We start from the raw sequence: 25096 nt of genomic DNA, 5'->3' as shown, positions 1-25096 counted from the left end.
TGCTGTGTCAAAGAATAAAAATAAGAAAACCAGTAAGAATAAAAGGAAAAAATCTAGTAAGAATAATAGTCTGAACGCCAACGGTCAGAGTACTCGGTATAAAACCAATGTTTGTGTTTTCATTTTAGGTAACGCTGCTGGAGTAAGAGAAAAAGATATAAAAACACAATTTGAATACGCCAGTGACATATGGGGAATTGATTTCCGGCCGAATATTTGTGATTTAAGAACTAGAGAAGGAGCACGGAAGTGTGGTTTGGACGTTGACGCCACTTTAGCAAGGATTTCCGTGCCTTTGCAGGCGGCGCAACTAGAGAAAGTTTTTAGAGCATTAAGAAAAGGTAATTGTCGCCGTCAAACTGGACTTGCTGTGTTTTACATTCATGCACAAGACCTTCAAGATGGAAAGGCTATTGGAAACGTCAGATGGAATGGTAACGGAACTCTTGGTAATATTGTCATGACATATAGTACATTCCAACAAGAAAATATGGATATCTTAGCTCATGAATTTGGGCATGCCTTGTTAGTTAATGCACGTCATTTAGATGACAAAAACAACATTATGTATCCCTCAGGAACAGTAATTGTACCTCCAATCTCACAAACTCAACTAAGGGCTATGACTACCTCCAAACAAAGAGCAAAAGCCTATAAAAGACCTTTTGTTTATAGAATTTAAAAAGAAGCCCTTTAGGAGTGATCCATATGGTTGGACTCCTCACGCGTGATACATGTGCAAGCAATAAAAAACTCCCCTAAGGGAGCTTTTTCATTTTAGTTATAGTAAACGGTTTCAGAATTAAGGCTTAGGGATGCACGGTTAGTGTCGGCATTCGTATATTACTTTTTGGTTATGATCATACGCAGGCAGTGTACTTTCTTTTCCTGTCTAACTAGTAGATTAACATGATCCCGTAAAACGTTTGGATGCTAATTACCTCTGTTGACGTTACCACCATAAAATGAATAATAGCTAAAACATCTGCAATAAAACCAATTCCCCCTATTTTTTAGCCCCACATTAACTATACCGCCGAACTTACAACTTTCGGACGCATCCACACTGTATGACGCACGAATATACTGTTTGCGCGCACCTATTAGATGATAGGCACGACTTACCGTTTTCGGACAAAAAAAGAAGCCTTCATTGTCCGGCTCCTGCTTAAATAAACCGCGTTAACGACCACATTGCGTTGCTCCTCGCGCTCTTTTTATAATTCATAAGGGTGTGTTGGTGGCTGAAAAGGTTTTGTTGGTTTTTCTTCTTTCCCAATAAGTTTTGTTCTATTACTATATTTTTTGCAAGACTTATCAATGAGCAGCTTATTGAGGACTGTTGCGGAGGAAGGTCAACATTAAAGGGTATGAGCCCAGTTAAAACCGAACTCATACCCCACCCACACTTTAAAGTGTTCATTTCACGAAGCGGCTTTTCATTTCGGTTTACATTTCACTCAACATACCCATTCACAAAAAATCCAAGCGTTTCAAGCTCATCTTCCGTTAAATTCCGGTTTAACACTTTAGCCAAATCCTGCTCCATTAAAGCTCGATTTCCCCGATGCTCGACCACGGCTCTTACACATTCTTTCATTAGCTTAAGTTCTGCCTCCATTTTCAGTCTCGTGCAAGGCTGATCATGATGGGAAAGAATATATGTATCGGCATCATAGTCCTCAATTTTTTGAACGAGCAGCGAAGCCTGTTTGGCCGTATAATTCCATTTTTCAGCATAAAGATTGGCATAAAGGCAGTCTCCGAGAAATAATGTTTTTTCCTCTGGAACATATATGATGCAGGAATCCTTTGCATGATCGCCGCCAACGTGTTCAATGACACAGGTTACATTCCCTAGATCAATTGTCATCTTTTTTTCAAAGATCATATCTGGCAGTGGCAGGTAAATCTCTCGATTGGTCTCAAGTTCCAATTTGATTGCATCCGCACAAAATGGAATCTCCGCCCCTTCTTTGACCCGTTGATCAAGAGCCTCATCTTCCCATGAAAGCTGCTGCATATCTTTAATATTGTTGTATGTTTTTTCCTGAGAAATGACCGAAATTCCGATATTCTCCAGTCCGAATACATGGTCCCAGTGGGAATGGGTCAGAACAAGGAAATCCCCGCTTAGATCATTCCGAAGTAATTCGTCCTGAAAGAGCTGTGCATGCCGGACAGAGTTACCGGCATCGATGATGAGCGTTTTCTTGTTTCCAGTAACGGCGGCAAGAATCGGCCGATCCGTTTCCTGAACTGGCGGCAGGTAGACGATATGTTTCGATAGGCGCTGTAATGTTTGCATGTTTTTGTTCTCCTTCGGATAGTTATGTAGATTAGCTTGCTCAAGTATAGCAAATTATACATTCATTCATTAGATAATCTCCGCAAAAGGCTAAAAAGACAACAATCCCTGATTGCTGTCCTTTTTGTCATTATTCAAATGAATCTGTTGAGATATACCGTGATTTTCGAGAGGGCATTTAAAAAGGTGGCTTTAAAAAAAGACTTCTCCTTTTTCTGATCTTCAGGTGGTTGTATATATCGTTTCTTGTCCGCAACAAGTGTACTATCAGCGATTTTCGACTCGATAGCTCCTATCAATTGCTCTGCAAATGCTTCACTATCAATGACCACCATCGATTCTGTATTTAAAAAAGCTGATCGTGAATCCAAATTGAAGGAACCAACTGCACTTAATCGTTGATCATATACAACCGATTTACCATGTAATGAATAAAGCTTCGAATATTCATAAAGCCTTGCCCCTGTCTCGACGATATCATCCCTAAGTGCCAAGTAACCGGAAAAAGCGATCACATTCGGGGTTGAAGTCACCGAGTTGGTGAGTATGGTCCAATCAGCCGTTGAATGCATTTCCTTCGGCACGTTCTCCTTCAACATACTGGCAGGAACAATATAGGGACTCTGGATGAATACTGACTTATTGGCTTCCGCTGCAATATCCACTAGAGATCGCCACACAAAAGGGTGTTTATAGAAACGTTCGATTGGATTATGAATGAAGGACACTTTTTTAGTAGCGGTTGTTGACGTGCTCCAAACGACGACTGGATTAACGAAATCGGCTTTCGTTTGCATCGCCTTGCTGTATTGACTGGATAATACATCTCTTTCACGTTTTCCTTTTTCAGTTTGCCTTTTCGAAAGGTCCGAAAAAACATCGCTCGTATACGGATGAGTCCATAATTCATTCAAATAGTCCTTCATTTCATTGATTACACTATCTCTCTCCTGTTTAGCATTAAAAATGAGTACATCCCGGTCGTAGACAAAATCCTTAGGCGGTTGGTTTGCTAAATACTTGTCGGCGATATTTCTGCCTCCGATGATGCCTAACTTCCCATCTACGGTAATGATTTTGTCATGAAGTCGATTGTGCCAGGTCCAAGGCTTAAAAGGTTTAAAGGTTTCATAATACCTTAATTCAATATTTTCATGCGAGGCCAGTGCATAACGGACACTGCTTAGTTCTCCCCTCAGGCCATGGCAAATTCCGTCTAGAAGGATTCGGATCTTGACACCGCGGTCAGCAGCTTCGAGCAGTGCTCCCAGAAGAAGCTCGCTTGTTTCGCCCTTTGAAATAGAGTAGTAGGCAATGTCGATTGAATGCTGGGCATCCTGAATCATTTGCATTCGGGCTAGTCCAGACTCATATCCGTCTTCGAGAAGCAGTACACGATCCACGGTGGAGTCCTTCTCTCCAAAATATGAACGAATATGTTTAGTCATCCTATCTTCTTCTTTTTCTTTAGGGAAGTAAAAAAGAACCACTGCCGTCGCCACTACATAAAGGAGATATAATAGAAGAACGATCAGGATTCCTTTCATCGCCATTTTTACAGTCACTGCATAATCCCCCCTTTTACCGATATTTTAATACTATTCGTAATAAGTGAGGACTCTATTCACTATCCAATAAATCACCATAAGGATTGCCCCTTTGACTAGTTAGTCAGCGGGGCATATTTATGATATTTTCTTGGTCACCTATTGGAAAACGCCAATCCTGGGGGCAGCTTGGAATATTTATTTTTTCTTTTAAATGTGACAAAGTGGTGAACATGAAAGCAGTTGCATAATATGATATAGAAGGAGGGATTTCATGCTTAAACAACCGAATCGTATAAATATCTTCAATTATTGTTTTCCATTAGGTGTTTCAGAGGTGTTCTTTTTATCCAGCTTTTATCTGTCCATTCTAGACGTTTCCTTATTTGCTTTAGCTTTACCATTTTCCGCTTTATTTCTAATGTTCTCCTTGTACCTATTCCTTCGAACTCACAAAACCGCAAAGTCTTTACCCAATCAAGAAGAACGAAGAAGGGAGATTCACGCTTTCTATCATCAGTCATTCGGGATTTTCACGATCATTTTTTTCGTTTTACTTTTTGCCGCTTTAGCTTATATTCCCTTGTTGGAAAATGGAGGACATTTCTATCTTCTATATTGTTTCCCGATGGCGTTATTATGTTTGATTCCTTCGATAGTCTCTTATAAAGGAATGAAATCATACAAACTGGAAACTGACAGTTCACTCAACGTTTGAGATTACATCTGATATGAATGGATTTCACATCAGTTAATTCGAACTTCATTTACATTCTTCTTCGTTTTTTAGTTGAATGGATGGGGAAAATGAGGATATAATGAAAATAACTAACATATAAAAAAAAAGACACTGGTTAATCCAGCGTCTTAATGAACAGCAAATGCATAAAGAGCAGCGGCTTTCTGTGGTAAGTCAGTAGCTACTCGATCATGAAAGTAACCCTTTTCCTACATACATCTGGCCGGATGGTATGGAGGGGGTTACTTTTTTAATGCAACCGCGATTACTGCGACGATTAATGAGGCGAATGATATCATCAGCATCAAACCGTCCATTATAGAACTCACCAGCGACACCCCCTTTCTTTAAAGGAGTGACCGCTGCCCACTATACCAAATTGCTGTCCATTTACTATTATATCTGTATTCACTTGTTATTTATCTACAAAAATAGATGTATTTAGTCTTCTATATCATGCTTTACATGTAAAAAAAACCCCACATAAAGTGAGAATATTTTTTACATGTATATCCTTTTATTGTTCCACTACACGGCCATCTTTATAAATGTGGAACCACCCAATCGTTCCGGTGCCGCCTTGGTCAATCCAATCTTTATTAGCGGCTTTATAATTGTAATAGGATTTTCCTTTGCCATCTTTCAGCAATCTGCCATCACCGCTGAATATGATCTTGTTACCTAGCTTCTTCTTCCCTAACGCAATCGCGTCTTTCTCCGTGAACTGTTTTCTTTCTACCTTATTTTCATCTAAAGCAGCCCATGTCAGCGATCCGACGATACCATCTGAAGCCAAGTTATGATCCACTTGAAACTCTCTTACGACATTTTGTGTTTGGGTACCGAAAATTCCATCAACGCCTACATCATATTTAACATCTTTAAGGCTTTGTTGTAAGTCTCTTACATAACTCGAACGTGAGCCTTTCCTGAGGGTTGGGCGCGTTTCCGCCTTCGTTTCGATTTTCTGGGTTTGACTGCCCTTTGCTGCTGCGTGAGTAATTGATGTCCCCGTTCCTAGTGGTGCCAATATCAGGGAAACTGTTGGAATAATGACCAATAATTTTTTCTTCAACGCATATAACCTCCAATCATATGATCACTCCTGCAGGTTTCTGACACTTCCTTGGAGCCCATTCATTATAACGTATGAAATTAAATAATTGGTGTTTTATTACTTTAATTATAAAAAATGGTAAATAATATCCATGGTGTGCATTTCAAAAAGTCAGTATTTTGGAAACGCCGTTTCATTATATTTTTGAACTATAATAATTGGTTCAAAACATGCAAGATATTTGTTACCAAAATGATTAGTAATAAAAACATGTTTTAAAGGGAAAAGTCTTTGAGGAGGGATATTATACAAGCACTCTTCGAATGGGAATTTTACTTTTATGTCGCTAAAACCCAAACGCTTATCAAGTTATTCAATAGTATAGCCATTCAAATTGACCTTTCTGAATAAAGAATGATTGAAAAATTATTGAGGTGATTATTCATGCCAATGTTAGATGTGGACGGTATTAGCTTGTATTATTCTGTTAAGGGAAAAGGGATTCCTATTGTTTTTATTCATCCTCCTGTACTAACTAGTGTGAATTTCCAATACCAAATGGAGGAATTATCCGAAGAATTCAAAGATTGCATGAAAGATTGCCGTGTACGGAATTAAAATTCATTTATCATGCAAAGCATCAGATTCCTACAAAAGCGGCCAATGATTTAAATGAAAGTATTAAGCATTTTATCCATACACAAACTGTTTGATTCTTTCGATTGCAAAAAAGAATAAACCAATCCATCAAGTACTATGTAGAAAATTTCAATCTTTTTATTGTTCCTATTATAAATTTAATGGAGTGAAAAAATTGGGAAGAGATAAAAGTAAAACGATTCATTTATTATTACTATTGCTAGTTACTGCAGTTTTGATTTGGTCAGTTATTAAGCCTGAAGGATACTTGATATGGACAATGGAAGTACTTCCTGCCGTTGTGTTTCTGATTTTTGTAATTGCCACATATAATAAATTCCGCCTCACTACATTATCCTATTTCATTATTGCCGTTCTTTCAATTACCATGTTTATCGGTGCCCATTATACGTACTCAAAAGTTCCTCTATTTAATTGGATAAAAGATCATTACGATCTAAACCGAAACCACTATGATCGGTTTGGACATTTCCTAAAAGGTTTATTTGCGATTGTGATTAGAGAAATATTAATACGTAAAACATCTCTAACAAAAGGACCCTGGTTATTTGCTGTCACATTAAGTTTTGCACTTGCCATTGGAGCCTTATATGAAATCATCGAATGGATAGCTGCCATCATTTCAAAAGGCGGAAAAACTTCAAAAGAGTTTTTAGGAACACAAGGTGATATTTGGGACGCACAATGGGATATGTCGTTAACATTAATCGGCTCTATTCTTGTATTGTTTACCTTGTCTAAACTTCATGACAAGCTGTTGCGAAAAGTGAAAAATGCCAGTTGATTGGAACGGAGGGTACGAGACTCCTACGGGAATACGCGTCCAAGGGAGACCCCACAGGCGCAAAGAGCGCCGAGAAGGCTCCCGGACCGCCCGCGGAAAACGAAGTGCCTGGAGTGGAAATCAACGTTCTTAAATCTTACAAACATGGATTTCGGTTTTCATATTTAACCAATCATGATTGTACTTGCTTCTTCTTTTTTATATCAACAATTGCTTTTTGATCAATTTTTGTATAGATCCGTTCCAACTCCATTTTGTCATGCAAGAGAAGTTCACGGTTTTCATTGAGCAGTACATTATAAGATTTCCTTTTCCTAGACATTTTTCAATCCACCTCTCAAGTGATTGAACTCCTTCTGCAGGACGACAATCGGTAGCTCGTATAGCTGTTTATTATATTTTTTAAATATCCCGAATTTCAGAAGTTCTTGTATAAGTTCCTCTTTTTTTGCTTCTGCCTTTGTACTTAATTGGGTAATCATCAAGAGCCCTCCTTAACAAATATGCAGACTTTTGGTATTTGGGGTTGCCCAGCATCCGATTCCATAAGAAAAATCGCCATTTCTTCCTTTTGCTTCCCCATATAAGCGCCTGATCCGCAAAGACTTCACATTTCCTTATTTCGTCGTGTGTTGTGCTTTCCTGGTGAGTTTTCCAAACTCGATCATAGACATCAAACCCATATTCCTTCATTTTATCGGAAAGAATATGTATAGCAGCACAAGGTTTCGGATGGTTCAAGTCGCCGGCACCAAAGAATGCGACTTTCACTCCATGAAAATCCACTTGGCTAATTTCTTCATAAAATTCGTTTGCTTCATATGGCAAATCCTCATGATTCCATGTATATAAACCAATAAAGGCTAAATCAAACTCCTTCAAGGTATCTACTTCTACTGTATCCAATCTTTCCATATATACATCACAGCCAACAGCCTTCATTCTATTCTTAATGTTTATCGCCATTTTCTCGGTATTACCGGATAAACTGACGTAGCCAATGAATACCTTCATCTATATCCCCCCTATAATTGAGAATCACTTTCAATATATCTCCACTATAAATGAAAATGATTCTCATTGTCAATTATAAAACACCACAATCACGAACAATAAAGTTTCTTTTCACAAAAAAAAGAGCCAGTTTTACTCGGTTAAAAGTAAAAAGGCTCTGATTTTTATAGACTCACAGTTTATACTTCATAGTTTTGATTAATAAAATTTCACAACATCATCAAAAGATAAGAACGTTTTTTCACCAGGTTGTTCATTCGGCTCACCAAATGGCATTTGCGCGATTAAACTCCATTTCCCTGGGATATCCCAAGTTTTCTTCACTGCTTCATCAATAATTGGATTATAGTGTTGTAAAGATGCCCCAATGCCCTCTGCTGATAACGTCATCCAAATGGCATACTGCAACATGGCATTTCCTTGATGGGACCAATATGGAAATTGTTCTTTATAGGATGGTGCTTTTTCCTGCATTTTCTCTATTGTTTCTTGGTTTTCAAAGAAAAGAATGGTACCTACTCCATCACGAAAACCTTGTAATCGTTCTATTGTTGCAGCAAAGTTCTCTTCTGGAACGCGAGAGCGAAGGGTTTCTTTTACTATATCCCAAAATTTTTCATGCTCGTTATCCATCACTACCACCACTCGTCCACTTTGCATATTAAATGAAGTTGGTGCATGTAAAGCGGTTTTTAAAACTTCATTCATTCTTTCTTTCGTAATATTTTCGTTCTTTTTCAACTTACGAATGGAACGGCGATTTATGATTGCATCTTTTATTGTTGTTGTAGTTGCTGTCATTTTGATTCCTCCAAATTATGTTTAATAAAATGATATTCAAACCGATATTAGCAATTCCCCTTAACCTCACATTGCAAGCCTTCCAATTCATTCTGTTTATTTTTTGCTTCTTCGTTTTCAATGACTTGTGCTAATCTTTCTTTACTAGCTAGTCCTTGAATCACTTCATCACCAATGATAAACGTTGGGACAGCCCTGATGTTTGCTTCTTCGTAAGCATGTTTAAGAGCTTGTTGGTGCACTTCCCGATACTTTCGTGACACTAACGCTTCTCTAAAAGCATCCTCAGGAAGTTCAACTTCACCCGCTAATTTTGTCAATACATCAATAGCTTCAATATTTTGCTCCTCTTGAAAAAATGCCGTAAACACTCTGTGGTGGAACTCATTCCCTTTTCCATGCTCCTTGGCAAAATGAACCCCTTCAAAAGCCAAATGTGTATATGGATGTGGTGAAACACGTGGTAAACGCATATCTACCCCAAGCTTTTTCGCTGTAGGAAGGATATATGCATCCCATGAATTCAACTTATCTGTTTCTTTCCATGGATCAATTTTGGAATATGGACTTGGACGCAGTTCAAATGGCATCCATTCTACTTCCACATCTTTTTCCTTTACGATTTCGTCTAAAGGACCTTTACCTAAAAAACAAAATGGACATATAAAATCAGAATAAGCTTTAATTTTTACAGTCATAATATATTCCCCTCACTTTATGTCATTAGCTTCCACTTGTAACCAAATAAGTTACAAGTGAGGGTAAAAAAAATATGCTTTCTCTACAATCTAGATTGCATTTGAACCTCATATTCACTGTGCTGATTTTTGAGATGATATGGGTATGTGAAATCATCTCTGCTGTAATCATTTTAGTTACAGGCCAGAAGGAAGTCAACCATTTTTTAAAAAAACTTTAAAAAGTTTGCCTGCCAATAAAAAAAGTTTGTAGAGAAAGCGTTGCTTTCTCTACAAACTTTTTGATTAAGCTCCCTTACATCTCGACGTTCTCACTTACAGGTGCTCTCTTTTTCTTTCTCTGTTTTTTCGATTTTTTAAAATATAGTAATTCATATATACACGGAATGACGATAAGGGTGAGCAATGTAGAAACTGCCAGCCCTCCGATGACAACGATGGCTAAGCTTTGTGATACCAGGCTTCCTGTTTCCGCCTTTTTATATAAAAGAGGCAGCATGGCACAAATGGTTGCGACAGCCGTCATAATGATCGGACGGAATCTTGTAGCTGTCGCTTCAATGATCGCATCTCGGATAATCATTTTTTCTTCGTTTTGCTTAACCCGATCGAGAAGCACAATTGCGTTTGTCACCACAATCCCAATTAACATGAGCGCACCCAACAGCGCGGTAATATCCACTGGAATTCGACTGATAACCAAGCCTAACACGGCTCCGATAGCGGCGAACGGCAATGAAAAAAGAATCGCGATCGGTGCTTTCATTGATTTAAATGTTATAACCATGATCAGAAAGACAATGCCTATGGAAATTAACATCGTCAGGAACAAGTCTGTAAAATCATCAGTCTGCTGAGCGCTGGCTCCACCCACATAAATATCCACATCTTTCGGAATATCAAGGCCTTTGTTATCCTTGTCTCCAAATATCTCAAGATTTACTTTGCTTGCAATATCGGAAAGTTTAGTCGGATCGACTGTTGCCGTTACTTGAAGATACGTGTCTCCGTCTTTATGGAACTGGGTTGTTGCACTCTCTTCGCTCTTTATAGAAGCAACTTTTGACACCGGAACTAAACCGCCATCTGTCATGATGGGAATATTTTTTAAATCATTCGGTTTTTTAGGGTCCAAGACAGGTTCAAGGACAACAGGTGTCTGCTTATCCTCCAATGTAATATTGCCGATAGGGGTTTTATTAAGCATGATGCCTAATTGTTGGCCTATTTGTTCTGTATTGCCTTTGGAAGGATCCACCTTGAATGAATAAATGGTTTTCTTTTCGTCTTGGTTCGTTGTAACATCTTCAATTCCTTTAATATCTTGAATATTTTCTTTGATCTTATTGGCTGTCAGTTCCAAATCTTCAACATTGCTGCCAATCACATCAATCGTAATGTTCGTCTTGGATGCCCCCATCATAAATGAAGAAGCGGTGGTCGTTAGCTTCGCATCAGGATAGCTATCTTTTTGCTTTTCGACTTCCCCCAAGATTTCATCTATGTTTTCCTTATCCTTCACCAAGATACCGAATGTCGCCTCTGTAGGTGATGTGACAGCACCATATTGAGCCGCTTCGGCTGAATTTCCTAATTGCATGAAAACATTATCCGTTTCACGCATATCTTGTATGGTTTCCTCAAGTTCTATCGCTTTTTCTTTTACTTCATCAAAGGGTTTATCATTTGGATATGTTAACGTCACGGAGACATAGTCAGCTGAGGAATTATCAATCGCCCCTTTTGGCATGGCAAAATATGTACCAATGGAACCGACAAACAACAGCAACGCAACAATCAAGACAACCCATTTATGGTTTAATGACCAAGTAACGAGCTTCGTAAAACGCTTGGCTGGCCGATGTTTTGGCAGCTTCGCTCTTTTCAGCAATCCCGCACTCATTAACGGAACAACGGTTAATGCGACAATTAAAGAAGCCAGCAAAGAATAAGTGACCGTTAAAGCGAAGGGAAGCAGGAATTCTTGAAGCCCTCCGTTCAATAATGCTACAGGCAAGAAAACGGCTACAGTAGTAAGGGTGGAAGCTGTTATCGCCACTCCTACCTCCTTTGTTGCGTCCATTACCAATTGAATTGACATCTTCTCCTGCTGCAATTTCCGGAAAATATTTTCAATAACGACAATACTATCATCCACCAAGCGACCGATCGCTACAGCAACTCCGCCTAGCGTCAGGATATTCAGCGTAACTCCCGACAATGACAGCAAAAATAACGTAAAGCCAAGAGATAACGGGATGGATATGATCGTAATGAAAGTAGACCGTACATTTCGTAAAAAGACCATAATCACTATGGTAGCAAATAGTGCACCAAGCAGCACTTCTTTAACCATCGTCTGAACAGAAGTCTCCACCATATCAGCTGTGGACAAATAAATGGTTGAATTCTGTTCACCATACTTTTTGTTAATTTCTTTTGTTACTTTTTCTACTTCTTTACTGATTGTGACAGCATTTGATTGACTGTCCTTGATAATGCTAATATCGATGCTTTCTTTTCCGTTAAAACGGCTGATGAGATTACCATCCTTCACTTCATCAACTTTTGCTATCTCTCCAAGTTTGACATTTGAAGTGACCTTCAGCGCTTTTAATTTATCAATACTCGTTAAATCGCCGATGACCTTAATATTACTTGCCTTCCCATCAATCACCTTTTCACCAACGGCGAGAGCTGTATTCTGACCGTTAAGGACGCTCATGACATCTTGAATGGAGACTTTCTTTTTAGCCAGTTGTTCATTATCCACTTTGACGGAAAGAACAGGTTGAGAAACTCCAAATGTCTGCACATCTGAAACTCCTTTAATATCTTTATATAGAGGCTCTAATTCCTTCTTCGTAAAGTCTATATTTTTTGCTGTTAAACCATCCTTAAAAGTCACAGCTATAAATGATATCGGAATCATTGAGGTATTAAGCTGTGTAACAGTAGGCTTTGCAATGCTTTGTGGCAACGCTACATTGGCTAAGGCCTCTTGAACATCAAGTTTTGCTTGTTTCATATCCGATCCCGATTCAAAGAATAGATCGACCTTTGAAAATCCATCCCCAGTGGTGGAGTAGATTGAACTCTTTCCTTTTACTCCTGTAACAGCATTTTCAATCGGATCTGTAACTTGCGTTTCCATCGTTTTCGAATCAGTACCCTGCCCCATTGTGACAATCGTAACCTGTGGATTATCCGCGGATGGTAAAAATTCCATCGGCAGTTTAAAATAACTAACAACTCCTATCAACAAAATAAAGATTGTTACCAATGAAACGGCAGCCTTGTTCTTAAATGACCACTTAGTAAAAAATTCCACGTGCACATCACCCCTGTTTTTAAATTAAAGAAAATAATTCCATTTTAAATATTACCATATATTACTAACATGAGTGTATAGAAATTATAACTTTTAACCTAGATTTATTGAGCAGTTAACGTATGTAGTTACAGACAAAAGTATGTATGATATTAAGTTGCATCAGACTAAAGTCTTGAGAGTTTCAACTCCCCCTTCTAATTCGAAAAGGCTGAACGGTCCGATATCAAAATGGGCCCTCCTGCAAACATACTGAAAAACCGTACATCGAGAGAGCAATTAACAAAGAAGGCATTTTGATAAATAGAAAGCATTTGGCTTGGCAGAACCACGCCTTTTGCCTTTCGCTCCACATAAAAAGGCTGCCGAAGCAGCCTCAAGTTTCAAAACTTTGTTACTTGTAACCTTTTAAAAAAAGCATAATGATCGCCAATATGATCAGACCGATAAATAATAAAGGTCCGATTCCGGAACTATACACGAAGTATACAGTGATATTGCGGAAAGCCATCACAACAAGGAATAGGAGTAAAAGGATACTTAAAATAATGATCAGAGCGGTATTTTTATTCCGATACAACGTAACCAGCCCCATTATTAAAACTTTATTTACTCGAAGGAATATCACAAAAACATGCCCCACCACATCATTCCGTTAAGAAACAATATGCCACCCACATTTTGTACTATTCAGTATATCGTTAAATATTTCCCCTTCACAAAGCGGGATAATAAAAAAGGGTCGCCGAAGCAACCCGATTTTCCAAAAAGGTTCATAAGGAAAATGAAACCTACATCTCTTCAAGTTCATTGACCGTTACAAACGTATATCCTTCGTTCGTTAACTCTTGTAAAATCCCTTCAATCGCCTGGAGTTCTTTACCCGTATCATCATACATCGGATGCATCAGGATGATCGACCCGGGTTTTATTTGTTCCTTCACATACTTCACTTTGTCAGATGCGGAAGTGTAATAGCTATCTGGTTCCAGATTCCAGGTAATCGTCTCTCTATCATTTTTGTTTAAATAATAAGGCAAGCCTACGATTTTTTTCCCGTTTGGTGGCCGAACGTCAATTTCACCCTTATATCCCGCGTTTCGAATTAATTTATCCGTTTTCTCGATTTCCGTTTTGATATAGGCGGGCGATTTAAAAACCATTCGCCTGTGGGAATACGTATGATTTCCAATCTGATGTCCTGTTTCCGCTATTTTTCCTGCTTCGTCTGGGTACTTTTCGATTTCGTTACCAATCAGGAAGAACGTAGCCTTCACATCGTATTTATCCAATAACGGAAGGATCAGATTTACATTCTTCGAAGGGCCATCATCAAATGTCAAAGCGACCACTTTTTCTTTCGTCTCGACTTTATCCGTTAATCCGCCGAATACCTGATATGTCCTCGAATTCATTAATTTATACGTACCCAGTAATAGAAGGAAAACAACCAGGATTCCCAATCCAATGAATGTCAGTTTCTTTTTCATGACTAGAACCTATCTTTCTATCAGTTTTTTAATCCAATGACTTATGATAGCCAATCATTGAACGTTTCAACTTTATATTAACTCCATTTTAAGCTAAACTCTCACAATCTGGGAAGGATATTCTACAGTTCAACAGGTGATTATCCTTTATGGTGCTCTACCAAACGAACCACCTGCATTCACTTCACATGAATCAATTCAAAACGCTCACAAACGAGCAGCATATCATCCGTATAGGTGTGGCCAATTTTGTTCAGTTCTTCTTTGAACCATTTTTCATGAGTATCCCACCAGTATGTATATGTTCCGTCGCCTTCTCCTTCAGCAATGGCAAACTCTTCACTTACTTCATTCATGGGCAATACTTCGACATTCATTGTTTGTATGATGGCCAAGGGCACATCCTCACTGCTTAAAATAATGCTATAATCACCCACGGATGGTAATGGTTCATTTTCCGTTTCATAAAAAACATACCCAGAGCACGTAGCCGTTTTTATCCCATCCCTCACTAATTGAGCCAAATGATCGGGATCAGCCCCAAATTGCCACGCACTGACTGACTGGGGCTTTTCTTCCTCTTTCCCTTGCCAAAATTCATTCCAATATAGTTCCGCTTTCCGATTCATTTAATGATCTTCCTCCTTGTTCTCCATAGAAGTTAGATGCAAATGCATTTTATCCTTCCTGTATTTGTTCCCATTCACTTAGATACATCCGTGTCATGATCTTTTTACGATTTTCCAGTTTGCAAATAAATTCCAAACTATTGCCATCCGGGTCATTGAAGTGAATTTTCGCATGTGCATATTCCCCGTGAGGCATCACAAAAGGCTCAACTGGTTCAAATCCAAAAGCTTCTCTTGGCTTATACCCCCTGCCTTCAAGCCACGCGACAGAGCTCTTCAAATCTTCCAAGGATACTTGAAAAGCTATATGCCGCAATGAAGGATGATACTCATCCTCCACTTTCTCGGTTTCCCATAGACCCAGCCAACTTTTATCCATTTCAATCCATAGAAAGGCCAAATTGTCTTCAACCTTGTGATCCAACTGCAAGCCCAGCCCTTCATAAAATGCTATGGAACGATCCAAATCACGCACTGGTAAATGTGCTTCATATAAACCTCTTATCATGGAATTCCCCCTATTAGTCAAACCTATCCGCATGATTCGATTACCTATTAGAACTACGGGCTTCACCCGATCTTAACAAAAATATTAACAGTAGATTAAAAGGATGCCAGATAAAAAACGATTGTATTAAAGCTTCATTTTCAGCCCTTCATGAGTTGCCGTGAACCCTAAATGTTCATAAAAACGCAGCGATTCCTCCCGCTTTTTATCAGTCGTCAGCTGAATGATATGGCAGCCCCGCTTCTTTGCACGCTCTATTGCAAATTGAATCAACTTGCTTCCTATACCTTTCCCGCGTTCTGAAGATGCCGTTCGAACCCCTTCAACCGTCGCTCTCCAACCACCTTGATGTGTAAGATAAGGAGTGAAAGTGATCTGTTGCACCCCAACGATTTCCTCCCCACGGCATGCAACAATCAATTCATTATTCTGATCTGAATCAATGGCTTCAAATGCCTTTAGATAGCTTTTTGGAAGAGGATTTTCATAGCGCTCCCTATCTCTGCCCAATACATCGTCCGCAAGCATTTGTACTATCTCACTTAAGTCTTTTACTGTCGCATTCCTGAATGTGATCATACTATCCCTCCTGATATGCACTTTTAGTATCTCCCTTTTTTCGTCAGATGAAAACCTATCGTTCATTAATAACTTCTGCCAATAGTTCGGCTGTCCTCTTTTCTCCCCTAATAATTTTTTCACCAAAATGATGACGGCTGTAAAAATGGGACAAACAAAAAAGGACAAACTTCCTCTTTTATAAGGAAATCCGTCCAGAATAGATTATTAAGTAATTGGCGCAGGATTAAACAATGCCAAATCATTATGCAGGCCCCAATGCTCTGCCCAGGTTTTCTTTTTACCGCTGGCCACTTCCAAAATAAAGTGAAATATTTCCCACCCAACTTCCTCTATGGTCGCTTCACCAGTAGCGATGGTTCCAGCATTTATATCAATCAGATCTTTCCATTGCTCGGCCAATGTATTTCTTGTAGAAACTTTGATGACGGAAGCCATTGATAGATTATAGGGTGTCCCTCTTCCAGTCGAAAAAACTTGAAGGTGCATACCGGAAGCCAATTGTAACGTTCCGCAAACAAAGTCACTAGCTGGTGTTGCCGCAAAAATCAGCCCTTTTTCCACAGCTTTTTCACCTGGAGCCAGTACGCCTGATATAGGGCTGCTTCCTGATTTGGCAACGGAGCCTAATGATTTTTCCACTACATTGGCCAAACCGCCTTTTTTATTTCCGGGCGACGGATTGGCACTTCGATCAGCATCACCCAAAGCTAGGTAGTTATCATACCAATCCATTTCCTTTATTAAGGCCTTTCCTACATCTTCATTCACTGCACGGGGCGTCAATAAATGAATCGCATCCCGTACTTCCGTGACTTCAGAAAATAGAACGGTTGCTCCTGCTCTAACTAACAAATCTGTAGCATATCCAACTGCAGGGTTAGCAGTCACACCAGAGAATGCATCACTTCCTCCGCACTGCGTCCCGATGATTAATTCGGAAACCGGAAACGTCTCCCGCTGCCTGCGGTTCAACTTCATTAATCGTTCCTCCGCCATTTCCATGATGGATTGAACCATTCCCGCAAACCCCTGCTGATCCTGAAGTGAAATGATATCTGAATCGTCCCCGCTTGGATTTATTCTCATCGGAGACAATTTTTCGCACCCCAAACCGACTACCAAGGCTTCCCCGCCGAAACTTGGGTGCTTCGCAAGGTTCTGTATGGTGCGGATGGGAATAACTGCTTCCGGTGCATTGATTGCGACTCCGCAGCCATAGTTGTGATTTAAAGCGACAACATCTTCAACATTCGGATACATCGGGAGAATCTCTTTTTTTATCCGGTTCACCACGAAGTCCAAAACGCCTACTACACATTGAACACTTGTTGTAATACCTAATATATTCTTAGTTCCAACACTGCCATCTTCATTGCGGAATCCTTGAAATGTATATCCTTCCAATGGGGGCAAAGTTTTGGGTATATCATTTGCTATCGGTAATTCCCTTAAATCTGGAGATGCCGGCAATATCACCAATGACTCGTCAATCCAACTACCCTTACTGATTGATTTTGCCGCATAACCGATAACTTCTCCATAGCGGATGATGGTTTCATTCTCGACAATATCCATTAAAGCAACTTTATGACCTTGTGGTATTCTTTCTTTCAATTCAAGCCCACAAGGGAATACAGTTCCTTGATCCAAGCCCCCGGTATTAACTACAATGGCGACATTGTCCATACTATGTACCTTAATATAAAGCGGTACCTCCGTTAGTTGCGTTTTCGTATCCACTTTACCAACCCTTTCAATATAATATGCTAGCAAACTTATCTGATATAGTTATGAAGGTTGCTTTTTAAATGGCTTCATTTTATTCCTTATGCTTTTAGGGATCTTCATTACAACTTTAAACTTACGTATTTTATTTTCAAAAAGTTTGTTTTCTTTTCTTATGTTAATTTTTATCTATTAATACGATTCTTTCAGGTTTATTTACTATGAAAATGTAGGATAGAGCTCCTACGAACAATACACTTGCAACAAAGATTAGGGCACCACTAAAGGAATTTGTTTTAGCTAAAATAAATCCAATGACAAGTGGTGTTACAATACCTGCGATATTCCCAATGGTATTAAAAATACCGCCAGTTAAACCAATAAGTTCTTTTGGTGCCATATCACCGACAAGAGACCATGTAAGTCCTGCCAAACCTTTTGCGAAAAAGGCAATGGACATGATTAGGATAAGAAGAAAAATATTTGAAGTAAAGTTAGCTAATACGATTGTACTGGATAAAAGAAACCCTGTGATAATCGGTGTTTTACGTGCAACAGCGAGCGATTTTCCTTTATTTAATAATTTGTCAGAAATGAACCCACCAGCGATACCTCCAAAAAATGCTCCTATATATGGTACCGATGCTGCAAACCCTGTTTGAATCAGAGATAAACCCTTCTCTGTTACGAGATAAGTAGGGAACCAAGTTAAGAAAAACCAAACAATTGTATTTAACGCATACTGACCAATATAAATTCCGACCATTTGTCTGTTTGTCAACAAAAGACGGATATCAGACCAATTCACTTTTCTTTTTTCTTCTTTATTTGCTAACCCTCCACCTGAATTAATATAATCGATTTCTGCTTGATTTACACGTGGATGGTTGTATGGTTCACGTACAAATACAAACCATAAAATTGCTACAATGATACCTGCTCCTCCTGCAACAAAGAAAACATCGTGCCAGCCAAACTCTTGTAAAATCCATGCCATGACTGGTGTGAAAAGTGCTAATCCAAAATATTGTGCAGAGTTATAAATCGATACTGCTCGTCCACGTTCATGTTGTGGAAACCACATCGTTGTCAATCTGCTATTTCCAGGAAAAGATGGAGCTTCAGTAATACCAACCAAGAATCTTAAAATGAATAACCCAAGTAAGGTGCTAATAAACCCTTGAAAAAAAGTAAATATGGACCACAATAATAAAGCAACACCATAAACTTTACGTGCTCCGAATCGATCTAGTAACCAACCACCTGGAATGTTAAATGCGGTATAAGCCCAGTTAAAGGCTGAAAAAGCAACTCCCAATTTCACTGCATCGAAAGCAAGATCTTCTTTCATTACTGGAGCAGCTATACCCAGAGCAGAGCGGTCAATATAATTAATAACGGTCACGATAAATAACATTGCAAGTATGATAAAACGCACATTGGTTTTTTTAGGATATTCATTTTCATGACTGAGGGGTTGAGCACCGCTACTGTTCATCAAGCTTCCTCCTATTTTTGTTTTTTCTAGTAACACGCTATTTTTTCTCATTGAATTTGAATTTAATAAAGTAAGGGCTTACAATTATTGTTCTTTTAGCAACTACCATGAGTAGAATGTTAATATTTTCATCTTTATTAGATAGAGATATTCATTCTTTTACTCATGGTAATTACCCATTCATTTAATTCAAAAAGTTTATCTCACCAAACATGGTTTTTTAGAGTTATATTCCCACTCTTTAATTAGATATTGCATAGATGTTGAATCATCACGGTCATGATAAGGCAGACTACGATATAATTCATTTGCTTTCATAATTTTATCTATATTTATTTCTACACCTAAACCCGGTTTATCAGGCAGTTTAATTACTCCATCTATAATTTGTAATGGATCATCACATAATTCTTGGCCATCTTGCCATATATAGTGTGTATCAATTGGTGAAATATTTCCTGGTGCAGCAGCCGCTACTTGTGTAAATGCCGCCAATGTAATATCAAAGTGGTTATTGGAATGCGCCCCCCATGTCAGACCCCAATCATTTAATACATGTGCCATACGAATACTACCATTCAATGTCCAGAAATGAGGGTCAGCTAACACAATATCGACTGCCCTAAGTGTTGATGAATGATGGAATTGACGCCAATTTGTAGCAATCATATTTGTAGCAACAGGTAGCCCAGTCGCAATCTTAAATTCAGCCATTATTTCACGGCTAGAGAATCCCGCTTCAGGACCACAAGGATCTTCAATATAAGCAAGTATATCTCCTTTACCTTTGCAAAGCTTAATGGCTTCTTCCAATGACCATGCACCATTTGGATCAAGATTAATTCTTGAATCAGGGAATGCTTCATGTAAAGCTTGAATCGCTTCCATTTCTTCTTCTCCACGAAGTACTCCACCTTTTAATTTGAAACTCTTAAATCCATAACGATCTTCAGCTGCTTTTGCTTGAGCTACAATTCCTTCAGCTGTTAACGTTTTAATTCGTCTAACACGATCCCAATCATCCTTAAATTGTGTTTCACGTAAATAATGAAGATCGAGTTTTTCCATATCTGCGATATAGAATAAATAGCCTAAGAACGGAACTTCTGTCCGTTGAATACCTCCATCGCCAAGTAATGCTGCAATTGGTTTATTAACAAATTTACCAAGTAAGTCCATCATGGCGCATTCAACAGCAGCTTCTGCTTGCACAACAAATTTTAAATTGGCTAAATTTAATCCTTGTAATCCTTCACCAGAGTCACCTTTTATACTCAAACCACCTTTACGTATAGCAGTTATACAACCTCTATAATTGGCAATCTCTTGTCCTACCACAAATGGACGATAACTTTCTATCATTCTAGTAATATCATCGCCGCCATGAATCTCACCGATACCTGTATTCCCCGTTTCATCTTCTAAAATAACAATATTACGAGTAAAATAAGGAGCATGACAGCCACTTAGTGTGAGTAGCGCACTATCATAGCCTGCTACTGGAATAACCTTCATATCTGTAATAATTGGCGATCCCTGCGATTTCATCTTATAACTTCCTTTCATAAGTACTCTAATCATTCATTCGAAAGCGTTATCTATGATCGCATTCACGTTATATGGAATTTTATTATTTTACAAACACCGTTTTAATGGATGTAAAAAACTCTTTTGCTGCTTCTCCCTGTTCCCTGGAGTGGGAGCTGGAGTTTTTCATGCCGCCAAATGGTGCCTGCAATTCAACGCCTGCACTCTCAGCGTTAACCCTGATCAATCCCGCTTCCATATCGTTAACAAATGAAAGCACATGTTGGATATTGGCTGTAAAAATCGAAGCACTAAGTCCGTATTCCACGCTGTTCGCAAGATGCAGGGCTTCTTCAACTGAATCGGCTTTCAATAAAGCAATCACCGGACCAAAAATTTCTTCCTGTACAATTGTCATACCTGAGGTGCAGTTATCAAAGATCGTAGGCTCTACATAGAAGCCATTTGCCTGAGAGCCTTCTTCAGCACGCTTACCGCCAATAAGAAGGGTAGCGCCTTCTTCCACTCCTTTTTCGATATAGGAAAGAACCGTATTTAATTGATTTTCGCTAGCACATGGTCCCATCCATGTTCCGCTGTCCAATCCATCCCCGATGGAAATTCCTTTCGCTTCTTTCACCAGCAACTGCTTGAACTCTTCATAAACTTCAGCTGCAACAATGACACGGCTTGTCGCTGTACATTTTTGCCCAGTTGAACGAAACGCACCTGTAATGACTGCTTCTACAGCCAGATTAAGATCCGCATCCGCTGCAACGATTACCGGGTTTTTCCCGCCCATTTCAAGCTGATATTTCGCTCCACGTGCTAACGCCGCTTGTCCAATCCTTTTTCCAACGCCGTTTGAGCCAGTAAAGGTAATGCCGTTTACATCCTCGTGATCGGCGATGCCCTGCCCAATGACACTGCCCGGCCCCGTGACCATATTGACAACACCCGCTGGTAAACCGGCTTCTTCAAAACATTCCATGATCTTTGCACAGGTGATGGCCGTCTCAGTGGCTGGCTTCACCACAATCGTATTCCCATATACGAGAGCAGGAGCCATCTTCCAGATTGGGATGGCGATTGGAAAATTCCAAGGTGTAATGACGCCCACTACACCAAGCGGGACGCGCGTCGTGAACATAAGCGCTGAACTGTCGGTAGATGGAATGACATCCCCCACTTTACGCATTCCTTCTCCTGCATAGTATTTCAGGATCGCAATACCGCGTGCCGTTTCCCCTTTTGTTTCAGCAAAGGTCTTTCCCATTTCCCGAGTTGCACATTCTGCGATTTCATCAATCCGCTTTTCAAGAATTTGCGCTACTTTATATAGATACTCCCCGCGCTCTGAACCAGCTAGTTTGCGCCATTTTTCTTTCGCCTTTTTCGCAGCTTCTACAGCCAGGTTCAAGTCATCCTTGGTAGATTTTTGTAGATATCCGACAATTGCCTGTTTATCTGCCGGGTTTAAACTTTTTTCAACTTCATTTGAAATGGAAGTAACCCATTCACCGTTAATATAGTTAAGATATGTTTTTGTTTGAACTGTAGTTATCATATATAATCCCGCCCTTATTAGATTGATTGAATTGTTGTTTCTTTTGGAAAACGATCTAAAGCATGTTCTAATATTTTTTGCATTTCTGCATAATGTTCTTTTTCCACCGGAAGAATTGGTAATCTGACTGTTTGCCCAACCGGCATTCCCATAATCTCCATACCTGCTTTAATGAGAGAGACGGCATACCCTTTTCGCTGACGGCGAATGTTGTTGATTGGCATAATGACTTGTTGGTAAATTTCATTAACCGTTTCTTGATCTCCACTCAAAATGCCATTATAGAATTTTCGTGAGATGTGCGGGATGTAATTGGATATCGCAGATGAGTATGAGTCAAAGCCAAGTGGAACGTAGGCCGACATGGTAACTTCCGCAAGCGGCATTCCGTTCAGCCAGCCGAAACGTTTTCCGAAGGTTTGTGTAAGGAGTCCATTCAGCTCCATATTGCCTAGACCGTCTTTTACGCCGACCACCTGAGGGACCTCCGCGAGCGCTTCCAAAGTTGAAATTGAAAATGACACATTATCTCGCTGATATACTATTGAGTTTAAGTCTGTACTTTCTGCGATGGCTTTGAAATAAGCCGCCAAACCTGCCTGTTCTCCAGTAACGAGATATGGAGGTAATATTAAATAACCATCTGCCCCTCTATCCGCTGATATTCTGGCAAGTTCCAAGGAAGTTTGAATATTGCCTCCTACCCCCGTGTATACAGGGACTTTTCCAGCCGTGACGGATACGGCTACCTCTACCATCGCTTCATATTCCTCTTTACTTAACGATGGATATTCTGCTGCTGCACATGCCACGAAAATAGCCTCGAGTCCCTCATTTATTAAAAATTGGATGTTTTGGGCGAGTGCTTTTTCATCAAGCTTATTACTCGTTGTGAATGGTGCCACGGGAAATCCGAGAATCCCTTTAGGTGCCTTGCGAATCTTATTCATTATTTATTCCCCCTTGTGTATTATTGTTTTATTGTAAGACAAATACACTGTTCGGTCAATTGTATTTTTATTATTTTCTGAAAAATTCAATATGACCTCATACTTCAACAATTTCGCTTCTACTTTATACAAAAAAAACAGAAAATGAGGGAGCGGAAATGCAAAACGATTATTAAAAAAAAGCCATTGACAAACAATTTCATTTGTCTTACCATTGGACAAAACTAAATATTAAGAATTTTAACAAGAGGGGGAGCGATTAAGTTTGTAAGCGGTATCAATAAAAAATAAAATACGTTTAAGGAAGTGAGTATATGAACGCTGAAGAAAAAGTTTTCCAAGCATCTACTAAACTGCCGAATGCCCAGAAAAAAACACGCACACGATGGTTCATTGTCTTCATGCTCTTTTTAGTTACCGCTCTGAATTATGCGGATCGTGCGACGCTATCAATTGCGGGAACGGATATGTCAGGTCAGCTTGGTCTCGATTCAGTCATGATGGGCTATGTTTTCTCCGCTTTCGCTTGGTCTTACGTAGCTGGACAAATTCCAGGAGGATGGCTTTTAGACCGTTTTGGCTCAAAAAGGGTTTACTTTTGGAGTATCACGCTATGGTCTTCCTTTACGCTTTTACAAGGATTGATCGGTTTTCTCGGTTCTGCCGGAACAGCTGTCATGGTATTGTTCGGACTCCGTTTTTTAGTTGGATTGGCAGAAGCTCCTTCCTTCCCGGCCAACAGCCGCATCGTTGCTACCTGGTTCCCAAGCCATGAACGCGGAACCGCGGCTGCCACTTTCAATTCAGCCCAGTATTTTGCCACTGTTCTCTTCGCACCGATTATGGGATATATTACGTATAAATTTGGTTGGGAATATGTCTTCTTCTTTATGGGCGCTTTGGGAGTCATCGTTGCTTTCATCTGGATGAAAACGATTTATGGACCAAAGGAACATCCGCGTATCAACAAAGCTGAGCTTGAATATATCGAAGCAGGCGGCGCTTTGATTAATATGGATCAAACCACTACAAATAAGGAGGAAAAGAAGGGTGTCAACTGGAATCATATTAAGCAGCTGTTATCAAACCGTATGCTGTTAGGTGTTTATCTCGGACAATATTGCATTACAACATTAACGTACTTTTTCCTGACATGGTTTCCTGTATACCTTGTACAAGAAAGAGGCATGACCATTCTTGAAGTTGGACTCGTCGCTTCCCTTCCAGCCATTTGTGGATTTTTTGGCGGCATGCTCGGAGGGACATTCTCGGATTTCTTGTTACGGAAGGGATTCTCATTGACTGTCGCTCGAAAAATGCCAATTGTTGTTGGGATGCTTCTATCGATGAGCTTAGTGGCTGCAAACTATGTAGATACGGAATGGGTTGTTATATTCGTTATGGCCCTTGCGTTTTTCGGTAAAGGATTTGGGGCACTCGGCTGGGCGGTAGTTGCCGATACCTCACCAAAAGAAATGTCCGGTATTAGTGGGGGGCTTTTCAACACATTCGGTAACATTGCCGGCATCACAACACCAATTATTATCGGATATATCATTGCCACAACAGGGTCATTTAATGGGGCACTAGTCTTCGTATGTGCTAATGCTCTTGTCGCGGTCTGCAGCTATTTATTCCTTGTTGGTGAAATTAAACGTGTAGAGTTAAAATCATAGATAAC

At 39.6% G+C, this 25096-nt stretch carries 24 protein-coding genes and 1 pseudogene; 5 read left to right on the top strand and 20 right to left on the bottom strand.

The window, feature by feature from the left end; genetic code table 11:
• The first annotated feature begins 4 nt into the window (after positions 1 to 4).
• A complete protein-coding gene (locus tag ACFWE9_RS05360) occupies positions 5 to 682 on the top strand; it encodes a hypothetical protein (RefSeq protein ID WP_230161351.1) in 678 nt (225 codons plus the stop codon).
• 774 nt (positions 683 to 1456) lie between these two features.
• Here ACFWE9_RS05360 and ACFWE9_RS05355 read toward each other — a convergent pair.
• On the bottom strand, positions 1457 to 2308 hold the full coding sequence (locus tag ACFWE9_RS05355; RefSeq protein ID WP_377355931.1) for an MBL fold metallo-hydrolase: 852 nt from the start codon (positions 2306 to 2308) through the stop codon (positions 1457 to 1459).
• A gap of 134 nt (positions 2309 to 2442) precedes the next feature.
• Entirely contained in the window at positions 2443 to 3873 is a 1431-nt protein-coding gene (locus tag ACFWE9_RS05350; protein ID WP_377355929.1) for a phospholipase D-like domain-containing protein, read from the bottom strand.
• 256 nt (positions 3874 to 4129) lie between these two features.
• On the opposite strand from ACFWE9_RS05350, the gene ACFWE9_RS05345 reads away from it, so the two are divergent.
• A complete protein-coding gene (locus ACFWE9_RS05345; protein WP_377355927.1) occupies positions 4130 to 4573 on the top strand; it encodes an adenine nucleotide alpha hydrolase family protein in 444 nt (147 codons plus the stop codon).
• A 263-nt stretch (positions 4574 to 4836) separates the two neighbouring features.
• Here the strand turns inward: ACFWE9_RS05345 and ACFWE9_RS05340 are convergent, their stop codons facing one another.
• Positions 4837 to 4911, bottom strand: a complete 75-nt coding sequence (locus ACFWE9_RS05340) for a putative holin-like toxin (RefSeq protein ID WP_356715118.1) — start codon at positions 4909 to 4911, stop codon at positions 4837 to 4839.
• Between the two features lie 200 nt (positions 4912 to 5111).
• Positions 5112 to 5669 (bottom strand): peptidoglycan-binding domain-containing protein, encoded by a 558-nt coding sequence (locus tag ACFWE9_RS05335; protein WP_230161358.1) that lies wholly within the window; start codon positions 5667 to 5669, stop codon positions 5112 to 5114.
• Between the two features lie 426 nt (positions 5670 to 6095).
• On the opposite strand from ACFWE9_RS05335, the pseudogene ACFWE9_RS05330 reads away from it, so the two are divergent.
• Together ACFWE9_RS05330 and ACFWE9_RS05325 are read left to right on the top strand one after the other, a co-directional pair.
• A pseudogene (locus ACFWE9_RS05330) lies at positions 6096 to 6257 on the top strand (alpha/beta fold hydrolase); the annotation flags it as partial.
• 199 nt (positions 6258 to 6456) lie between these two features.
• Positions 6457 to 7095 (top strand): DUF2238 domain-containing protein, encoded by a 639-nt coding sequence (locus ACFWE9_RS05325; protein WP_377355925.1) that lies wholly within the window; start codon positions 6457 to 6459, stop codon positions 7093 to 7095.
• Positions 7096 to 7267: 172 nt separating this feature from the next.
• Here ACFWE9_RS05325 and ACFWE9_RS05320 read toward each other — a convergent pair whose 3' ends face one another.
• The 16 genes from ACFWE9_RS05320 to kdgD all read right to left on the bottom strand — a co-directional run bounded on the left by ACFWE9_RS05320 (position 7268) and on the right by kdgD (position 23415).
• On the bottom strand, positions 7268 to 7417 hold the full coding sequence (locus ACFWE9_RS05320) for an FbpB family small basic protein (RefSeq protein WP_230161363.1): 150 nt from the start codon (positions 7415 to 7417) through the stop codon (positions 7268 to 7270).
• On the bottom strand, positions 7410 to 7577 hold the full coding sequence (locus tag ACFWE9_RS05315) for a Fur-regulated basic protein FbpA (protein ID WP_230161365.1): 168 nt from the start codon (positions 7575 to 7577) through the stop codon (positions 7410 to 7412). Before ACFWE9_RS05315 ends, ACFWE9_RS05320 begins: the two co-directional genes overlap by 8 nt.
• Entirely contained in the window at positions 7498 to 8109 is a 612-nt protein-coding gene (locus ACFWE9_RS05310; RefSeq protein WP_377355923.1) for a flavodoxin domain-containing protein, read from the bottom strand. Before ACFWE9_RS05310 ends, ACFWE9_RS05315 begins: the two co-directional genes overlap by 80 nt.
• 198 nt (positions 8110 to 8307) lie before the next feature.
• Positions 8308 to 8910 (bottom strand): nitroreductase family protein, encoded by a 603-nt coding sequence (locus tag ACFWE9_RS05305; protein WP_377355921.1) that lies wholly within the window; start codon positions 8908 to 8910, stop codon positions 8308 to 8310.
• Between the two features lie 47 nt (positions 8911 to 8957).
• Positions 8958 to 9608, bottom strand: a complete 651-nt coding sequence (locus tag ACFWE9_RS05300; RefSeq protein WP_230161370.1) for a DsbA family oxidoreductase — start codon at positions 9606 to 9608, stop codon at positions 8958 to 8960.
• 295 nt (positions 9609 to 9903) lie between these two features.
• Positions 9904 to 12939 carry an efflux RND transporter permease subunit gene (locus ACFWE9_RS05295; RefSeq protein WP_377355919.1) on the bottom strand — a complete coding sequence of 1012 codons (3036 nt, stop codon included), beginning with the start codon at positions 12937 to 12939 and terminating at the stop codon, positions 9904 to 9906.
• 394 nt (positions 12940 to 13333) lie between these two features.
• On the bottom strand, positions 13334 to 13519 hold the full coding sequence (locus tag ACFWE9_RS05290; RefSeq protein ID WP_230161374.1) for a hypothetical protein: 186 nt from the start codon (positions 13517 to 13519) through the stop codon (positions 13334 to 13336).
• Between the two features lie 211 nt (positions 13520 to 13730).
• A complete protein-coding gene (locus tag ACFWE9_RS05285; protein ID WP_377355917.1) occupies positions 13731 to 14429 on the bottom strand; it encodes a polysaccharide deacetylase family protein in 699 nt (232 codons plus the stop codon).
• 179 nt (positions 14430 to 14608) lie between these two features.
• Positions 14609 to 15058 (bottom strand): ASCH domain-containing protein, encoded by a 450-nt coding sequence (locus ACFWE9_RS05280; protein WP_377355915.1) that lies wholly within the window; start codon positions 15056 to 15058, stop codon positions 14609 to 14611.
• 49 nt (positions 15059 to 15107) lie between these two features.
• On the bottom strand, positions 15108 to 15566 hold the full coding sequence (locus tag ACFWE9_RS05275; RefSeq protein WP_377355913.1) for a VOC family protein: 459 nt from the start codon (positions 15564 to 15566) through the stop codon (positions 15108 to 15110).
• Positions 15567 to 15692: 126 nt separating this feature from the next.
• Positions 15693 to 16145, bottom strand: coding sequence for a GNAT family N-acetyltransferase (locus ACFWE9_RS05270; protein WP_230161382.1), 453 nt, complete (start codon positions 16143 to 16145; stop codon positions 15693 to 15695).
• Between the two features lie 207 nt (positions 16146 to 16352).
• A complete protein-coding gene (gene garD, locus ACFWE9_RS05265; protein WP_290370630.1) occupies positions 16353 to 17888 on the bottom strand; it encodes a galactarate dehydratase in 1536 nt (511 codons plus the stop codon).
• 163 nt (positions 17889 to 18051) lie between these two features.
• Positions 18052 to 19371: an MFS transporter gene (locus tag ACFWE9_RS05260; RefSeq protein WP_230161427.1), complete on the bottom strand. Its 1320-nt coding sequence runs from the start codon at positions 19369 to 19371 to the stop codon at positions 18052 to 18054.
• 198 nt (positions 19372 to 19569) lie between these two features.
• Positions 19570 to 20919: a glucarate dehydratase family protein gene (locus ACFWE9_RS05255; RefSeq protein WP_377355911.1), complete on the bottom strand. Its 1350-nt coding sequence runs from the start codon at positions 20917 to 20919 to the stop codon at positions 19570 to 19572.
• Positions 20920 to 21001: 82 nt separating this feature from the next.
• On the bottom strand, positions 21002 to 22465 hold the full coding sequence (gene gucD / locus ACFWE9_RS05250) for an alpha-ketoglutaric semialdehyde dehydrogenase GucD (RefSeq protein ID WP_377355909.1): 1464 nt from the start codon (positions 22463 to 22465) through the stop codon (positions 21002 to 21004).
• Positions 22466 to 22482: 17 nt separating this feature from the next.
• Positions 22483 to 23415, bottom strand: a complete 933-nt coding sequence (gene kdgD / locus ACFWE9_RS05245; protein ID WP_230161389.1) for a 5-dehydro-4-deoxyglucarate dehydratase — start codon at positions 23413 to 23415, stop codon at positions 22483 to 22485.
• 314 nt (positions 23416 to 23729) lie between these two features.
• Between kdgD and ACFWE9_RS05240 the strand changes: the two genes are divergently transcribed.
• Positions 23730 to 25091 carry an MFS transporter gene (locus ACFWE9_RS05240; RefSeq protein WP_377355907.1) on the top strand — a complete coding sequence of 454 codons (1362 nt, stop codon included), beginning with the start codon at positions 23730 to 23732 and terminating at the stop codon, positions 25089 to 25091.
• Positions 25092 to 25096: the final 5 nt, after the last annotated feature.

The sequence above is a fragment of the Peribacillus sp. NPDC060253 genome, from assembly GCF_042727425.1.
In the GTDB taxonomy this organism is placed as follows: Bacteria; Bacillota; Bacilli; order Bacillales; family DSM-1321; genus Peribacillus.
This window is presented reverse-complemented; position numbering and strand designations above follow the sequence as displayed.

What these genes read in the sequence shown, in the direction of transcription:
- ACFWE9_RS05355 (WP_377355931.1), bottom strand. Translation starts at nt 2,308, where the DNA reads ATGCAAACATTACAGCGCCTATCGAAACATATCGTCTACCTGCCGCCA.
- ACFWE9_RS05345 (WP_377355927.1), top strand. Translation starts at nt 4,130, where the DNA reads ATGCTTAAACAACCGAATCGTATAAATATCTTCAATTATTGTTTTCCA.
- ACFWE9_RS05320 (WP_230161363.1), bottom strand. Translation starts at nt 7,417, where the DNA reads ATGTCTAGGAAAAGGAAATCTTATAATGTACTGCTCAATGAAAACCGT.
- ACFWE9_RS05315 (WP_230161365.1), bottom strand. Translation starts at nt 7,577, where the DNA reads ATGATTACCCAATTAAGTACAAAGGCAGAAGCAAAAAAAGAGGAACTT.
- ACFWE9_RS05310 (WP_377355923.1), bottom strand. Translation starts at nt 8,109, where the DNA reads ATGAAGGTATTCATTGGCTACGTCAGTTTATCCGGTAATACCGAGAAA.
- ACFWE9_RS05305 (WP_377355921.1), bottom strand. Translation starts at nt 8,910, where the DNA reads ATGACAGCAACTACAACAACAATAAAAGATGCAATCATAAATCGCCGT.
- ACFWE9_RS05300 (WP_230161370.1), bottom strand. Translation starts at nt 9,608, where the DNA reads ATGACTGTAAAAATTAAAGCTTATTCTGATTTTATATGTCCATTTTGT.
- ACFWE9_RS05285 (WP_377355917.1), bottom strand. Translation starts at nt 14,429, where the DNA reads ATGAAAAAGAAACTGACATTCATTGGATTGGGAATCCTGGTTGTTTTC.
- ACFWE9_RS05280 (WP_377355915.1), bottom strand. Translation starts at nt 15,058, where the DNA reads ATGAATCGGAAAGCGGAACTATATTGGAATGAATTTTGGCAAGGGAAA.
- ACFWE9_RS05275 (WP_377355913.1), bottom strand. Translation starts at nt 15,566, where the DNA reads ATGATAAGAGGTTTATATGAAGCACATTTACCAGTGCGTGATTTGGAT.
- ACFWE9_RS05270 (WP_230161382.1), bottom strand. Translation starts at nt 16,145, where the DNA reads ATGATCACATTCAGGAATGCGACAGTAAAAGACTTAAGTGAGATAGTA.
- ACFWE9_RS05260 (WP_230161427.1), bottom strand. Translation starts at nt 19,371, where the DNA reads ATGAACAGTAGCGGTGCTCAACCCCTCAGTCATGAAAATGAATATCCT.
- ACFWE9_RS05255 (WP_377355911.1), bottom strand. Translation starts at nt 20,919, where the DNA reads ATGAAATCGCAGGGATCGCCAATTATTACAGATATGAAGGTTATTCCA.
- gucD (WP_377355909.1), bottom strand. Translation starts at nt 22,465, where the DNA reads ATGATAACTACAGTTCAAACAAAAACATATCTTAACTATATTAACGGT.
- kdgD (WP_230161389.1), bottom strand. Translation starts at nt 23,415, where the DNA reads ATGAATAAGATTCGCAAGGCACCTAAAGGGATTCTCGGATTTCCCGTG.
- ACFWE9_RS05240 (WP_377355907.1), top strand. Translation starts at nt 23,730, where the DNA reads ATGAACGCTGAAGAAAAAGTTTTCCAAGCATCTACTAAACTGCCGAAT.